The 15,199-nt window shown below is 60.8% G+C and carries 14 protein-coding genes and 1 pseudogene; 5 read left to right on the top strand and 10 right to left on the bottom strand.

Going from position 1 to position 15,199, the window contains the following annotated elements:
- Positions 1-139: 139 nt before the first annotated feature.
- Positions 140-1,117 (top strand): annotated as a pseudogene (locus HS968_RS26725) (cache domain-containing protein); the annotation flags it as partial.
- A 78-nt stretch (positions 1,118-1,195) separates the two neighbouring features.
- The gene (locus HS968_RS26720) at positions 1,196-2,023 is read left to right on the top strand and encodes a methyl-accepting chemotaxis protein (protein WP_407681658.1); all 828 of its coding nucleotides are present in this window, start codon (positions 1,196-1,198) and stop codon (positions 2,021-2,023) included.
- A 68-nt stretch (positions 2,024-2,091) separates the two neighbouring features.
- Here the strand turns inward: HS968_RS26720 and HS968_RS12800 are convergent, their stop codons facing one another.
- From HS968_RS12800 to HS968_RS12785, 4 genes are all read right to left on the bottom strand, one after another.
- Positions 2,092-3,168, bottom strand: a complete 1,077-nt coding sequence (locus tag HS968_RS12800; RefSeq protein WP_179625009.1) for a polyamine ABC transporter substrate-binding protein — start codon at positions 3,166-3,168, stop codon at positions 2,092-2,094.
- 77 nt (positions 3,169-3,245) lie between these two features.
- Complete coding sequence (locus HS968_RS12795; protein WP_119691211.1) at positions 3,246-3,587, bottom strand: cupin domain-containing protein; 342 nt, start codon at positions 3,585-3,587, stop codon at positions 3,246-3,248.
- A gap of 40 nt (positions 3,588-3,627) precedes the next feature.
- On the bottom strand, positions 3,628-5,034 hold the full coding sequence (locus HS968_RS12790; RefSeq protein WP_182371502.1) for an NAD(P)/FAD-dependent oxidoreductase: 1,407 nt from the start codon (positions 5,032-5,034) through the stop codon (positions 3,628-3,630).
- Positions 5,035-5,231: 197 nt separating this feature from the next.
- Positions 5,232-6,077, bottom strand: coding sequence for a helix-turn-helix domain-containing protein (locus HS968_RS12785; RefSeq protein ID WP_238338946.1), 846 nt, complete (start codon positions 6,075-6,077; stop codon positions 5,232-5,234).
- Positions 6,078-6,201: 124 nt separating this feature from the next.
- Between HS968_RS12785 and HS968_RS12780 the strand changes: the two genes are divergently transcribed.
- Positions 6,202-6,429 (top strand): DUF2970 domain-containing protein, encoded by a 228-nt coding sequence (locus HS968_RS12780; RefSeq protein WP_182371501.1) that lies wholly within the window; start codon positions 6,202-6,204, stop codon positions 6,427-6,429.
- Here HS968_RS12780 and HS968_RS12775 read toward each other — a convergent pair whose 3' ends face one another.
- Positions 6,430-7,494 (bottom strand): ABC transporter substrate-binding protein, encoded by a 1,065-nt coding sequence (locus tag HS968_RS12775; protein WP_238338945.1) that lies wholly within the window; start codon positions 7,492-7,494, stop codon positions 6,430-6,432. It abuts the gene before it with no gap.
- Positions 7,495-7,942: 448 nt separating this feature from the next.
- Here HS968_RS12775 and HS968_RS12770 point away from each other — a divergent pair, with 448 nt between their 5' ends.
- Positions 7,943-9,601: a nitrite/sulfite reductase gene (locus HS968_RS12770; protein ID WP_182371499.1), complete on the top strand. Its 1,659-nt coding sequence runs from the start codon at positions 7,943-7,945 to the stop codon at positions 9,599-9,601.
- Positions 9,585-10,082 carry a DUF934 domain-containing protein gene (locus tag HS968_RS12765; protein ID WP_119691208.1) on the top strand — a complete coding sequence of 166 codons (498 nt, stop codon included), beginning with the start codon at positions 9,585-9,587 and terminating at the stop codon, positions 10,080-10,082. The genes HS968_RS12770 and HS968_RS12765 overlap by 17 nt, the downstream gene beginning before the upstream one ends.
- A 63-nt stretch (positions 10,083-10,145) precedes the next feature.
- On the opposite strand, the gene HS968_RS12760 is transcribed toward HS968_RS12765, so the two are convergent.
- From HS968_RS12760 to sucC, 5 genes are all read right to left on the bottom strand, one after another.
- A complete protein-coding gene (locus HS968_RS12760) occupies positions 10,146-10,538 on the bottom strand; it encodes an MAPEG family protein (protein ID WP_182371498.1) in 393 nt (130 codons plus the stop codon).
- Positions 10,535-11,269, bottom strand: a complete 735-nt coding sequence (locus HS968_RS12755) for a DUF599 domain-containing protein (RefSeq protein WP_106741384.1) — start codon at positions 11,267-11,269, stop codon at positions 10,535-10,537. The genes HS968_RS12760 and HS968_RS12755 overlap by 4 nt, the downstream gene beginning before the upstream one ends.
- Positions 11,270-11,515: 246 nt before the next feature.
- Positions 11,516-12,829, bottom strand: a complete 1,314-nt coding sequence (brnQ, locus tag HS968_RS12750; RefSeq protein WP_182371497.1) for a branched-chain amino acid transport system II carrier protein — start codon at positions 12,827-12,829, stop codon at positions 11,516-11,518.
- 306 nt (positions 12,830-13,135) lie between these two features.
- Positions 13,136-14,023 carry a succinate--CoA ligase subunit alpha gene (gene sucD / locus HS968_RS12745; protein WP_106741389.1) on the bottom strand — a complete coding sequence of 296 codons (888 nt, stop codon included), beginning with the start codon at positions 14,021-14,023 and terminating at the stop codon, positions 13,136-13,138.
- Positions 14,023-15,189 (bottom strand): ADP-forming succinate--CoA ligase subunit beta, encoded by a 1,167-nt coding sequence (sucC, locus tag HS968_RS12740; RefSeq protein WP_179625014.1) that lies wholly within the window; start codon positions 15,187-15,189, stop codon positions 14,023-14,025. Before sucC ends, sucD begins: the two co-directional genes overlap by 1 nt.
- Positions 15,190-15,199 lie beyond the last annotated feature (10 nt).

Here is a 15,199-nt window from a genome sequence, read left to right as displayed (position 1 = left end):
TTACAAACATCGCCGCAGCCTCTCAAGTCCGCTCGCTATAGGCCGATATCACTGATGCGGAAGCATAACCGCCGACAGATGTGCCCCGTCTGATCGACCAACACTGCAGGGACGCCTGCATCTTGCCGTAGGAGCTCCCATGAAAATCGCCCATAAGGTCGGCATAGCCGCTGCGACCGTGCTGTTTCTCACCACCAGCCTGCTGTCGCTGTCCCAGGTCAACCAGGTACGCGACACCCTGCGTAACCAGATCGAATCCAGTCTTTCCGAGTCGAGCAATGCCCTGGCCCGACAGATCGAAAACTGGCTGAACGCCAAGATGCGGCTCATGGACACGCTGTCGCAGACCATCGACAGCCATTACGGCCCGGAAGAAACCCAGCGTGTATTCGATCTCCCCCTGCTCAAGGATGAATTCATTCTGGTCTTCGGTGCGCTGGAGGCAACCGGTCAAACCCTCAAGAACAGCGCCGACTGGAAACCCGCCGCAGACTATGACGGTCGCAAGCGCCCTTGGTATGGCCTTGGCAAGGGTGCTGACCGAGCGGTACTGACCGAGCCCTACGTCGACTCCACAACGGGCGAAATCCTGATTTCGGCAGTCGCAAAAATCAGCGATGCCGGCAAGTTCCTCGGCGTGTTCGGTGGCGACATTCGCCTGCAGTCGGTGGCCGATGCCGTCAACACCCTGGATTTCAATGGCGCTGGCCATGCCTTCCTGCTCAGCCGCTCGGGCAACATCATTTCCCACCCCAATGCCGACTACAACGGCAAGCCCTATAGCGTCTTGTTCAACGGCCAGAGCCCGGCATTGGTCAAGGAGCTGCACGAGGTCGACGCCGATGGCAAAAGCCTGCTGGTGTCCTTCACCCCGCTACCGAACCTGCGCGGTATGGATTGGTACATCGGAGTGGTTCTGGACGAAAGCATCGTCATGGCCGAGGCCAACCGCCTGACCTGGCTGGCCGTGATTGGCACGGTGATCGGCGTGGCCATCAGCCTCGTGGTGCTGGGGCTGCTGATGAGTCACCTGCTCAAGCCGCTGGGCCTACTCAATACCTCGCTGCGTGAAATCAACAGCGGCGAAGGTGACCTGACCCGTCGACTGGCGATCACCAGCAACGACGAGATCGGCGAGCTGTCGCAGGAGTTCAACCGCTTCCTGCAAACCCTGCAGACCCTGATCGGCGACGTGATGGGCAGCTCCCATCAGGTTCGCGAGAGTACGGCGCTGACCTCCAACGAGTCGGAGCAGGCGGCACGCCGTCTGCAGGAACAGTTGCAGGAGCTGGATCAACTGGCCACGGCCATGCAGGAAATGGCCTCCACCGCCGAGGAAGTGGCGCGCAATGCGCAGGCAGCTGCTCAGGCTGCTGTGGCAGCCAACCAGGAAACTGAGAATGGCGTGCGCGTGGTGTCGCAATCCAGCGCCGCCATCCGCCATCTGGCTGACGAGATGGATGGCACCAGCCATGCGATCAACGAACTGGCCAAGCTCAGCCACAATATCGAGTCGATCCTGCAGGTGATCACCAGCATCGCCGAGCAGACCAACCTGCTGGCACTGAACGCCGCCATCGAAGCCGCACGCGCTGGTGAGTCGGGCCGTGGCTTCGCCGTGGTTGCCGATGAGGTGCGCTCGCTGGCCTCGCGCACGCAGCAGGCGACCCAGGAAATCCGCCAGATGATCGACCAGTTGCAAGGCGGTGTGCGCCAGGCCGAAAGCCGCATGCAGCAGAGCCGCGATACGGCCAGCAAGACCGCCGAGGAAGCCGGCGCGGCCAACGACATGCTTGGGCGTATCCGTGAAGCGATCACCCGCATCAATGACATGAACCTGCAGATCGCCACTGCCGCCGAGGAGCAGAGCGCCACCACCGAGGAGATCAACCGCAATACCACCAACATCCGCGACATCAGCCATGAACTGGCCGGTGGCGCCGAGCAACAGGTGCGTCAATGCAGTTCGATGGTGGAGCAAGTCGGCCAGCAGGATCGCCTGCTCGGACGCTTCAAGGTCTGAGCCATGCGTGCCTGAACCGCGCACAAGAAAAGCCCCGGTATACCGGGGCTTTTTCATTAAGCGGGTGATCAGACGCCGCTCTTCACCTTGCTCCAGATACGCGTGCGCACGCGGTCGATCTTCAGCGGCATGGCTTCCAGCGTGTACAGCTTGTCCATCACCGATTCCGGCGGATACACGGTCGGGTCGGCCTTGAGCGCCGGATCGACCAGGCCGTCGGCCTTGAGGTTGCCGTTGGCGTATTTGACGTGGTTGCTGATAGCCGCCATCACCTCCGGCTGCAGCAGGTAGTTCATGAAGGCGTAACCACCCTCCTCGTTACTGGCGTCGACCGGCATGGCCACCATGTCGAACCAGATTGGCGCACCTTCCTTGGGAATCTCGTACTGGATCTTCACCCCGTTACCGGCCTCGGCGGCACGCGCGCCTGCCTGCATGATGTCGCCGGAAAAGCCGACGGCCATGCAGATCTCGCCGTTGGCCAGGTCGCCAACGTACTTGGAGGAATGGAAGTAGCGCACGTTCTTGCGCATTTCCATCAGCAACGCTTCGGCGCGCTTGTAGTCCTCGGGGTTCTTGCTGTGGTGCGGCAGCCCCAGGTGATGCAAGGCGATCGGCAGCATTTCCGGGCCGTTGTCGAGGATCGCGACACCACACTCGTTGAGTTTGGCCAACTTGACTGGATCGAACAGCACGTCCCAGCTGTCCATCTTCACGTCGTCGCCCAGCACTGCGCGTACCTTGTCGACGTTGTAGCCGATGCCGGTACTGCCCCAGAGATAGGGAAAACCATGCTCGTTGCCTGGATCGTTCACCTCCAGCGCCTTCATCAGCAGCGGGTTGAGGTTGTTCCAGTTCGGCAGCTTGCTGCGGTCGAGCTTCTTCAGCGCCCCACCTTGAATCTGCCGGGCCATGAAGTGGTTGGAGGGAAATACCACGTCGTAGCCCGAACGCCCGGCCATCAGCTTGGCATCCAGGGTTTCGTTGCTGTCGTAGACGTCGTAGTGGGTGCCCAGGCCACTGCTCTTCTCGAATTGCTTGAGGGTGTCCGGGGCGATGTAGTCGGTCCAGTTATAGATGCGCACGCTGTCGGCGGCATGGGCGGTGCCGGCCAGGATCAGGCACGGCAGAAGTTTCTTCAGCATGGGATACCTCGTTAAGTTGTTGTTCTAGGCAGTCACTGAAGGGGACGTCTAAACAGGCCCCCTGAAAAGGCACTCGATCAGAAGATCAGCACATAGGTCTTGCGAACCGTTTCTTGTATGTCCCAGATGCCGACGGTATTGGCCGGCATCATCAACGCGTCACCGGCCTGGATCTCGATGGGCTCGCCACCGTCCGGGGTGAAGGTGCAACGCCCGGCGATGAAGTGGCAGAACTCCTGCTGCACGATCTGCCGGCGCCAGCGCCCCGGTGTGCATTCCCAGACGCCGGTCTCTACGCCGTCATTGCGCTCGACGCTGGTGGTCGAGGTGACCGCCACCGGCTCGCTCAGGGGCACGCCAACCGGGTTGGAATCGTCCAGAGCGATAGCCGGGGTGTTACGGAAGTGAGTGATGTTCATGTGGACTCCAGGTGAAAGATCGGCGAGCGCTAACGCTCACTCAGCTCATCAGGCTTTCCATGCGCGCCGCCACGGCCTGCGCCAGACGCCGGCGCCAGGCCGGACTGCGCGGGTTGGCGAGAACCTCGTCTTCGTGGACGAAGCTGCGGATGATCGCGTTGTAACCCAGCCAGCGGCAGGGCTCGGGTTCCCAGCGCTTCAGGCTGGAAACAGGACTGTCACTCAGCACCCAGGGCTGGCGCAGCAGCTCGCTGTCACGTCCGAGGATGAGGTCGGCCAAGGTGCGCCCACCGAGGTTGGTGGCTCCGACGCCCTCGCCGCCGTAGCCGCCAGACAGTGCGATGCGGCTACGACTATCGCGCAGCATGTGCGGCTGGAAACGCCGTGCCATGCCCAGATTGCCACCCCAGGAATGGGTGAAGCGCACGTTGCGTAGCTGCGGGAAGATTTCCCCCACCAGGTAACGACGCAGGCCGAGTTCGTCCGCATTGAGGTTGAAGTCGCTGCGCAGGCGTCCGCCAAAGCGGTAACCGCCGCGTGCCCCGAAGATCAAGCGATCATCGAGGCTGCGCTGGCCATAGGTGACCTGGCGACTGAATTCACTGAAGGCTTGGCCACGCTCCAGACCAATACCGGCCCAGACATCCGCAGGCAGCGGCTCGGTGGCGACGATCAGGCTTTGCACCGGCAGTTGATGATTGCCCAGTGGCGGCAAGCTCGCGGCGTAACCCTCGATAGCCGGCACCACCCAGTCGGCCGTGACACGCCCCTGCTCCGTGCGGATCAGCCCAGGCTGCCAGTCGATCACCAGACTGCGCTCGTAAAGCTCGACACCCATGCCCTCGACGCAACGCGCCAAGCCGCGTACCAGCTTGGCTGGCTGAATGGTCGCGCAATTTGGGCTGTATAGCGCGCCATAGGCGTTGGCCAAGCGCAGTTGCTCAGTCAGCTCGCTTGGCGTTAGCCAGCGGTAGTCCTCTTCACTCAGGCCCAGCGCACGCAATTCCTTGAGGTAGTCACGCAGGCGCGTCTCCTGCTCGGGATAGCGGGCAGCGCAATACAGCACTCCACCCTTACGCAGATCGCAGTCGATACCTTCACGGGCGACGACCTCAGCCACTTCATCGGGAATGCCGTGCAGCAGATCGAAGGTGGCCTTGCGCTCGGCAGGCGGCAGGCCGGCCAACAGGCGATCCTCGCCCAGCAGATTGCCCATCAGCCAGCCGCCATTGCGCCCGGAGGCGCCGAAACCGGCGGTCTCGGCCTCCACGATCACCACACGCAGGTGCGGCGCCTGGCGTTTGAGGTAATAGGCCGTCCACAAGCCGGTATAGCCGGCGCCGATGATCGCCACATCCGCATGCAGTTCGGCTTGCAGGCTGGGTCGCGCCTGCAGCGGATCGTCGAGCTGATCCATCCACAGACTGATGTTGCGCCAGGAATTCATGCACGCCTCCGTCATCAATCGATGACACAAGGCTAGTAGTAGCTATCGGCCGCTGTCTTGCTTGCGTGCCCGCGAGGAAATCTCTTTGAGAACCCGCCTAGAATCTGCTGCGCGTCGACCCTGCTGCGTTAAAAACGTGCTCGGCAAGCCGCTTGCGGCTAACGCGCTTCAGCGCGGCCCGTAAACTCCGCGTCCTCTCACGTTTTTGTAGGGCAATCATCGGTATTGCCTGGCGCTGGCTCGCTAGATTCCAGACGGGTCTTAAGATAAGCCTTCGGCGACAGCCCGGTGTGACGTTTGAAGCAGTTGTAGAAGGCCGATAACGAATTGAAGCCAGCCGCAAAGGCCAGCTCGTCGACACGCTTGAGGTCGCTGCCGGCCTGCAGGCCGTCCAGAAGATACTGCAGGCGCGCGCGGTTGACGTAACGGTAGAAACTCTCGCCAAGCACCTGATTGAGCAGATGGGAGATCTGGTTGCGGCTATAGCCGGTAGCGGCCGCCACCTGTTGCAGATCCAGCTCGGGATCGAGAAACGGCTGGCTGCGCTGAAAATAATCCTGCAGATCCTGCGCCAGTTGACTGAGCTGACGCGTCGACAGCCCCAGGCGGCTGATGGCAGGTCGCGAACCCGTGTCCTCTCCAGTCCCTCGCGCTTCACGAACCAGGGTGGCGTATTCATTGATGCGCCAGATCAGACCCTCGCGCACGGTGAGGGCTTCGCCGGTACGAAACGACACCAGCCCTTCCCCGCCCTGCAGGCTGGTGCAGTACTGGATGAACGCGGTGTGACCGTCGATACGAATACGGTCGACATGCTCCAGCAGCTCGCCCGGACGCCGCGGCAGGTTGTGTTCGACATACTCGCGCAGCTCGCCCAGGCGCATGCAGCGTTGTTGAAAGAAGTCGTTGTATTCGACATCCGGGTGATACAACGCCATCACCGCCTCGAGGTCGCGGTGCTTCCAGCTCAGGTGATAACGCAGGATGATCTCGCGGGTGCGCTCGGTCTGCGCGGCATCGTCGGGGAATAGGTCGTCAGGCATGGTCGGTGTCAGTTGTCTGCGCCCTGGCAGATTGCCTGAATCGTCACAGCCAGCCTAGCCCCTCAACACCGTGCCGACTCTGTGGCTGAGGTCTATGCTTGAAGCACTGACGGAGAAGCTGACCATGACTGATCAGGACAAAGACCCGCAACAGGCCCCGCTGACACTACGGGAGATGCTGCAGAGCGTGTTCGCTGCCGCGCTCGGCGTGCAGAGCGGCAAGAACCGCAGCCGCGACTTCAGCCGCGGCAAACCCAGTCACTTCATCCTGCTTGGCGTGCTGTTCACCGCGCTGTTCGTGGTGATTCTGCTGGGCGCGGTGAAACTGATCCTGCACATGGCCACTGGCTGATCAGTTCAGCAACTGATCGATGCCGCAGCTGTAGCGCGACATTCCAGGATCATTCACGGCGCTGAAGCGGGTGAAATCCATATCCAGCGGCGTCTGCTCGAAGTGCCTGGCCAGGCGCCGTGCCTGTTCAGCATCGATCAGGCGCAGCAGACCGGCGATCTGATCCTTGCCGCCGCGCTCGGCGAAGTCCAGGCCCATGGCATGATCGTAAAGCATCACCATGGCGCAACCGCCCAACAGGAAATGCCCACTGGCGAGCACGTCGATGCTTCCGTTCGCACGTGCATTCAATACGCGCTGCGAATTGTTCAACGCCGCGTATCGGAAGGAGCGCCCCATCTCTTCGGCAGCCTGCATGACCCCAAAGGCCATTTCGTCGTTGGCCGACCAGATCAGGCTGATGTCGGGGTAGCGTGGCAACAAACTCATGGACTGCTCGTAGGCCCGCTGTTGCAGCCATTCACCATACAAGGCCTGTACCAGCCGTACGTTCGGCGTCTCCTCGAGTGCCCGCTGCAAACCGTGCAGGCGCAACGTCGCCGAGGGGGTTTGCTTGATGCCGCTGAATGCCAGCAGCTCGGCAGGCTTGCCCTGAGCCAGTTCGGCAAGCGCCCGCCCCATCAGGTATCCCGCCTCTTCATCATTCGGCACCAGGCTGCCAATCCAGTTTTCGTAGCGCTCGCGGCTGCCACCAATGAGCTTCTGCTGTTCCTGATTCAGCGCGCTGTGCAAAGCGAACAACCGAACCCCGGTGCCGGCATACAAACGCAGGATCTCCGGCCCGGTGTACTGTTCGTTGGTGAAGACGAGGTAATCGGGGCGAGCCTCACCCTCCAGCACCTGGCGGGCATAGGTGAGCAGGCGCGCACTATCGCGCTCACCATGGAAGACACGTAGCTGCATGCCGAGATCGTCGGCCGCATCATGCATGTAGCGGATATAGTCGACCCAGAACTGCTCGTCACTGAAGCCCGGGTTGAGAAATACGACTGAAACTGGCCGTGCCTGAGCCAGCGCAGGCGAAGCCCCCAGTACGACCAACAAGCCCAGTATCCACTTGATCACCGACGCAAATCTCCTTTGATCGTCGGCGCAGTATACGGGCATATGTGGATGGAGACCGGCCCCGATTCTCAGGGCCGGTAATTGCCGCTCAGACCATGCTCAACGGCCACTGACCCAAAAAACCGCAGTGCCCACGGCAATCAGGATCAGAAACAGAATCGCCCAGGCATCGACGACGCTGTCACGATTATCGGTATCGCCATGATCGCTCATGCTTCCCCCTTCGTTCTTGTTTTGTAGGTGACACCAGGCAGTTAAGACCAGCCAACCGGAGTCCTCAAGCGAACGAACGGTGCGATACGCTTACTTATTACCAAAATCACATCTTATATACTCAAACTTCACTTTTACGCATAAAGCTGAACTGGTATGGTGCCCACGCTCCGTGTCCAGACGGAGTGCGCGGCCGTGCGCGCGGATTGGCAGTAGCCTGATAACAGGACCCTTCATGTACGTATATGACCAGTACGATCAGAAGATCGTCGAGGATCGCGTCAAGCAGTTCCGCGATCAAACCCGTCGCTATCTCGCCGGGGAACTGAGCGGCGAGGAATTCCGCCCGCTGCGCCTGCAAAATGGCCTTTATATTCAGCGTTTTGCACCGATGCTGCGGGTCGCCGTGCCCTACGGCCTGATGTCCTCGGCGCAGGTGCGCATGATGGCCAAGATCGCCCGCGACTACGACAAGGGTTACGCCCACATCAGCACCCGGCAGAACGTGCAGTTCAACTGGCCGGAGCTGGAAGACGTACCGGAGATTCTCGCCGAGCTGGCCAGTGTGCAGATGCACGCCATTCAGACCAGCGGTAACTGCATCCGCAATACCACCACCGATCAGTTCGCTGGTGTGGCCAAGGACGAGATCATCGACCCGCGCCCCTGGTGCGAGATCATCCGCCAGTGGTCGACCTTCCACCCCGAATTCAGCCACCTGCCGCGCAAGTTCAAGATAGCCGTCAACGGCGCCGTGAGCGACCGCGCCGCCATCGAAGTCCACGACATCGGTCTGGAAGCGGTGAAGAACGCGGCTGGCGAACTGGGCTTCCGCGTTTCCGTCGGCGGCGGCCTGGGCCGTACTCCGATCGTCGGCAGCTTCATCAATGAATTCCTGCCGTGGCAACACCTGATCAGCTACCTCGACGCCATCCTGCGCGTGTACAACCGCTATGGCCGTCGTGACAACAAGTACAAGGCGCGTATCAAGATTCTGGTCAAGGCGCTGACTCCCGAGGTATTCGCTGAGCGCGTGAATGCCGAGTGGGCGCACCTGAAAGATGGCCCGACCACCCTGACCGAAGCCGAAGTCACGCGGGTTGCCGCGCACTTCGTCGATCCGGCCTATCAGGCACTGCAGGATGAAGACGCCCTGCTCGCCCAGCAGAGCGCCGAACATCCCGGCTTCGCCCGCTGGCGCGAGCGCAACACCTTCGCCCACAAGAAGCCCGGTTACGTTGCCGTGACCCTGTCGCTCAAGCCAACCGGCGTGGCCCCTGGCGATGTCACCGACAAACAGCTGGACGCCATCGCCGACCTGGCCGATCGCTACAGCTTCGGTGAAGTGCGCAACAGCCATAACCAGAACATCATCCTCGCCGACGTTGAACAGCGTCAGTTGCTGACCCTGTGGGGTGAGCTGCGCGAGCAGGGCTTCGCCACCCCGAACGTTGGTCTGCTGACCGACATCATCTGCTGCCCGGGCGGCGACTTCTGCTCGCTGGCCAACGCCAAGTCGATCCCGGTGGCCGAGGCCATCCAGCGCCGCTTCGACAACCTGGATTACCTGTTCGATATCGGTAACCTGGATCTGAACATCTCTGGCTGCATGAATGCCTGCGGGCATCACCACGTCGGCCATATCGGCGTACTCGGCGTGGACAAGAAAGGCCAGGAGTTCTATCAGGTTTCCCTCGGCGGCAGCGCCGGCCGCGAAGCCAGCCTTGCGCAGATCCTCGGCCCATCCTTCGCCCAGGACGACATGCCGGACGTGATCGAGAAGATCATCAACGTCTATGTCGAACAACGCACCGAAGAAGAAAGCTTCCTCGATACCTACCGCCGTATCGGTATCGACCCGTTCAAGGAGCGCGTCTATGCAGCGAATCATTAAGAACGGCCAGGTGGTCGACGAAACCTGGCACCTGCTGGCCAAGGATGTGACCCTGGACGCCATCCCCAACTGCGACGACATCATCGTGCCGCTGGCGCTGTGGTGCGAGCACGCCCACGCCCTCAAGGCTCGCGATGGCGGTCTGGGCGTTTGGCTGGAAGCCGGTGATGAGATCGAAGAAATCGCCGATGACCTGGCGCACTTCCAGGTGATCGCGCTGGAGTTCCCGGCCTTTACCGACGGCCGTCACTCTTCCACTGCCTACCTGCTGCGTACCCGTTATGGCTACAAAGGCGAAGTACGCGCCATCGGTGATGTACTGCGCGATCAGCTGTTCGCCCTCAAACGCGTCGGCTTCGATGCCTTCGCTCTGCGCGCCGACAAGGATCCGTTTGACGCGCTGAAGGCCTTCGAGGACTACAGCGAGGTCTACCAGGCTTCCGCCGACGAGCCGCAGCCGCTGTTCCGTCGCCGCGCCTGATCGCTGCGTGCAAATGAAAATCCCCGCTTTCAGCGGGGATTTTTTATGGGCGCAATATTCGCCTTACAGCACCGGACTGAGCATCAACAACAGGCTGCACAAAAGCCCGATGATCCACACCAGGCTGCGTTGCCAGTGCATATCCCACCAGTAGAACAACAGATACAGCACGCGACTGATGACGAAAGTGATCGCCAGAATGTCGATGAGGTAGCCGTAGGTCTGCGTCACGTGAGCCATCAACACGCCGACGGCAAACAGCGGGAACGCCTCGATGCTGTTCAGATGCGCGGCCAGGGCACGCGCACCGAAACCGGTCAGACGCGCCTGCTGGGCGCGCGGGTGATGGTTGTCGTAACGACCGCCGCCCTCAGCAGCCATCGCCTTGGCCAGCGGAGCCTTGGCGATGAAGATCAGTAAGGCGCTGATGAAGATGCACCAGAACGGTATGCTCATTCACTCTTCTCCTTGGCCACTTCAGCGGCCGGCGTTGGGGTATAGACCATCACTTCCAGCACATCCGAATGGAACTCACGGCGATACAGCACCACCACCACACCGGCAGTCACCAGCATGAAGAACCAGGGGTTGATGAACCACGCCAGCGTTGCCATACCGAAATAATAGGCCCGCAAACCGAAGTTGAACTGGTTGGCGGCCATCGAGATGACACGCGCCGTGCGCTCGGCAAAGGCTTTGCGCTCCTGCTCGGTGACGTGGCGCTCGCCGATCATGGGCGCAGACCCCACCAGAACGGCAGCGAAGTTGTACTGACGCATGCACCAGCTGAAGGTGAAGAAGGCATAGACGAACACGATGCCCAGGCACAATAGCTTCACTTCGGACAGGCCGCGGCTGGCCGACTGCACGAACGGCAGATCAGCCAGCAGCGACAGAGCACGATCGGAGGCGCCCAGTACCGTGAGGATACCGGCAAGGATGATCAGCGTACTGGAGGCGAAGAACGAGGCGTTGCGCTCGAGGTTGCCGATCACGTTGGCATCGGCGATACGGTTGTCGCGCAGCAGCATGCGACGCATCCAGTCTTCGCGATACAGGTGCAGAACGCTGGCCAGGCAAGGCGTATCACGGCCCTTGAGCTGTGCGTAACGGGTATAGCCGGCCCAGCAAATGACAAACCAGAGCACGGCTAAGAGATGAGGCAGGTACTGATCACTGATGGGCATGCCAACTCCTTGTATGACTGCCGCGGATTATAGCCAGCCCGCCTCCTCTCTTGTTCAATAAAAAGGCCGCTGTAACAGGCAGTGTGAAAACGTAGCGAGCGAAGGTCAGGCAAGGCAAAAACAGGCGAAGAAGCGCAGTTTACGCGTTGTAAATGAGCATTCTGAGCCTGTTTTTAACGCAGCATGGCCGAGCGCAGTAGTTTTCACACAGCCTGGTAAAGCAGTCTTTCCATTCATCATCGGGGCTCAGGCCGTGGCGGCCTTCGGCGCGCCAATGATGCGGTCGAGTACGGCGACCAGCGCCAGCGTCACCAGCACCGGCACCAACCAGCCCAGGCTCTGCTCGGCCAGTGGTAGGCGGGCGAAGAAGCCCGGTACCCACTCCCCTTTGCCAGCGACGGTCAGGCCATCGACCACGCCGAATACCAGGGTCACTGCCATGACTGGCACGAACACCAGCGACTGCGAATGCCACAAACGATTGGCCAGACTCAGTGCGACCAGCACGATGGCCAGCGGATAGAGACCCACCAGCACCGGAATGGACACACTGATCAACTGGGTCAGCCCCTGGTTGGAAACCGCCAGACTGAACACCGCCAACGCCACGACCACAACGCGATAAGGCAGCTTCAACAAGTCGCTGAAAAACTCGCCACAGGCAGTCAGTAGACCAACACCGGTGGTCAGACACGCCAGGATGATCACTACCGCCAGCAGCAACGAGCCACCACTACCGAAGGTATGCGAAACATAGGCCGTGAGGATCTGCCCGCCATTCTCGGCGCCGGCGGCCAACTCATGACTGGTCGCGCCAAGATAGAACAGCGAAAGATAAACCAGCGAAAGTGCGACGGCGGCAATGATGCCGGCGATTACCGAATAGCGAGTCACCAGACCGGCATCGGTGACGCCACGATCACGGATGGCCGTAGCGATGACGATGCCGAATACCAGTGCACCCAGCGCATCCATGGTCAGGTAACCCTGCAGGAATCCTTGTACCAGCGGCTCGCTGCTGTAGGCGCCACTGGATTGTCCGACGACGCCAGCAGGCGCGAACAGCGCGGCGCCACCCAGCACGATCAGCGCCGCGATCAGCACCGGCGTGATGACCTTGCCCACACGGTCGACCAGACGTCCCGGGTTGAGCGAGAGAAACAGAACCGCAGCGAAATACACCAGGGTGTAAACGAACAGCGCCAGTGGGCTGTTACCGACAAAAGGCTGCATGCCAATCTCGAAGGAAGCGACTGCAGTGCGCGGCGTGGCGAACAACGGGCCGATCGCCAGGTACACGGCAACCGCCAGCAATACACCGGCGAAACGCCCGAGTGGTGCGGTAAGAGTCGGCAGGCCGCCGCCAACACGGGCCAGAGCCACCACGGTGAGCAGTGGCAAACCCACGCCGGTAAGCAGGAAGCCGAAAGCGGCGGCGCCCATGTTCTCACCGGCGGACATACCGGCACTGGGCGGGAAGATGATGTTGCCTGCACCCAGGAAAAGGGCAAACGTCATGAAACCAAGGGCGAGGAGATCCAGGCCTTTCAAACGAGTCATAGAGGGAAATACCACTGGCAGAGAATCAGAACGTGAAAGTTTCCTTCAGGTCTGGGAAACGTCGCCTGGAACGGGTGATCCGGGCCACTTGGGCGTCGCCTGGAGGCTTGTGGCACCCGGAACGCTCGATGGCGGCGATACTACCCAAAACAGCCCCCGAGCAGGACAGTTGCCGTTCTGGGTGTCGAAAGCCTGTAACTCTGCGTCGCGCTGACGAAACTTGCAGTGCTAACGAATGCTTGCTTTTGCACAGTGCAAACGAAAAAGGCCACCCGAAGGTGGCCTCTCTCGTTCCGTCAAAAACGCTTAGGCGTTCTTGGCTTCCCAACCGGTCAGCTCGGCCAGGGCCTTGCCGATGTCAGCCAGGGAACGCACGGTTTTCACGCCTGCGTCCTGCAGTGCAGCGAATTTCTCGTCTGCAGTGCCTTTGCCGCCGGAAATGATGGCGCCAGCATGGCCCATGCGCTTGCCGGGAGGAGCGGTCACACCAGCGATGTAGGAAACTACAGGCTTGGTGACGTTGGCCTTGATGTAGGCGGCCGCTTCTTCTTCAGCCGAACCGCCGATCTCGCCGATCATGACGATCGCTTCGGTCTTCGGGTCTTCCTGGAACAGCTTCAGGATGTCGATGAAGTTGGAGCCCGGGATGGGGTCACCACCGATGCCCACGCAGGTGGACTGGCCGAAACCGGCGTCAGTGGTCTGCTTGACGGCTTCATAGGTCAAGGTGCCGGAACGTGACACGATGCCTACTTTGCCTGGCAGGTGGATGTGACCCGGCATGATGCCGATCTTGCACTCGCCGGGAGTGATCACGCCCGGGCAGTTCGGGCCGATCAGACGAACGCCCAGCTCGTCACACTTGACCTTGGCGTCGAGCATGTCGAGAGTCGGGATACCTTCGGTGATGCAAACGATCAGCTTGATGCCGCCGTTGGCAGCTTCCAGGATCGAGTCTTTGCAGAACGGAGCCGGAACGTAGATGACCGAAGCGTCGGCGCCAGTGGCTTCAACGGCTTCTTTCACGGTGTTGAACACCGGCAGGCCCAGGTGAGTGGTGCCGCCCTTGCCCGGGGTCACGCCGCCAACCATCTTGGTGCCGTAGGCGATGGCTTGTTCGGAGTGGAAGGTACCTTGCGAGCCAGTGAAACCCTGGCAGATAACCTTGGTGTCTTTATTGATCAGGACGCTCATTACTTGCCCTCCGCAGCTTTGACGACTTGCTGAGCAGCGTCGGTCAGGCTGGTTGCCGCGATGATGTTCAGGCCGCTGTCGGCCAGTACCTTGGCACCCAGTTCAGCGTTGTTGCCTTCCAGACGGACGACAACCGGAACCTTCACGCCAACTTCTTTCACTGCACCGATGATGCCTTCGGCAATCATGTCGCAACGAACGATACCGCCGAAGATGTTCACCAGAACGGCAGCGACGTTGCTGTCGGACAGGATGATCTTGAACGCTTCGGTCACGCGCTCTTTGGTCGCGCCGCCGCCAACGTCCAGGAAGTTGGCCGGCTTGCCGCCGTGCAGGTTGACGATGTCCATGGTGCCCATGGCCAGGCCAGCACCGTTGACCATGCAGCCGATGTTGCCTTCAAGGGCAACGTAGTTCAGTTCGAACTGGGCAGCGTGGGCTTCACGGGCGTCGTCTTGCGACGGGTCGTGGAAGGTCTTCAGCTTCGGTTGACGGTACATGGCGTTAGCGTCGATGTTGATCTTCGCGTCCAGGCAGTGCAGGTCGCCGTCGGCCTTGATGACCAGCGGGTTGACTTCCAGCAGAGCCAGGTCGTGATCCTTGAACAGCTTGGCCAGACCTACGAAGATCTTGGCGAACTGAGCGACTTGCTTGCCTTCCAGGCCCAGCTGGAACGCCAGCTCACGACCTTGGTACGGCTGTGCGCCGACCAGCGGATCGATGGTGGCCTTGAGGATTTTCTCAGGGGTCTCGTGAGCGATCTTCTCGATGTCCACGCCACCTTCGGTGGAAGCCATGAACACGATACGACGGCTGGAACGGTCTACAACGGCACCCAGGTACAGCTCTTTGGCGATGTCGGTGCAGGACTCGACCAGGATCTTGGTGACAGGCTGGCCATTGGCATCAGTCTGATAGGTCACCAGACGCTTGCCCAGCCAGTTGGCTGCGAAGGCTTTGGCGTCTTCCTTGCTCTTGACCAGTTTCACACCGCCCGCTTTACCGCGGCCACCAGCGTGTACCTGAGCCTTGACGACCCACTCGGTACCACCGATTTTTTCGCAGGCCTCAGCGGCCTCTTCCGGGGTGTCTACCGCGAAGCCCTTGGATACGGGCAGGCCGTATTCAGCGAACAGCTGCTTACCCTGATACTCGTGAAGATTCATGCTTGTCTAC

The organism is Pseudomonas berkeleyensis (assembly GCF_014109765.1).
GTDB lineage: Bacteria > Pseudomonadota > Gammaproteobacteria > Pseudomonadales > Pseudomonadaceae > Aquipseudomonas > Aquipseudomonas berkeleyensis.
This window is presented reverse-complemented; position numbering and strand designations above follow the sequence as displayed.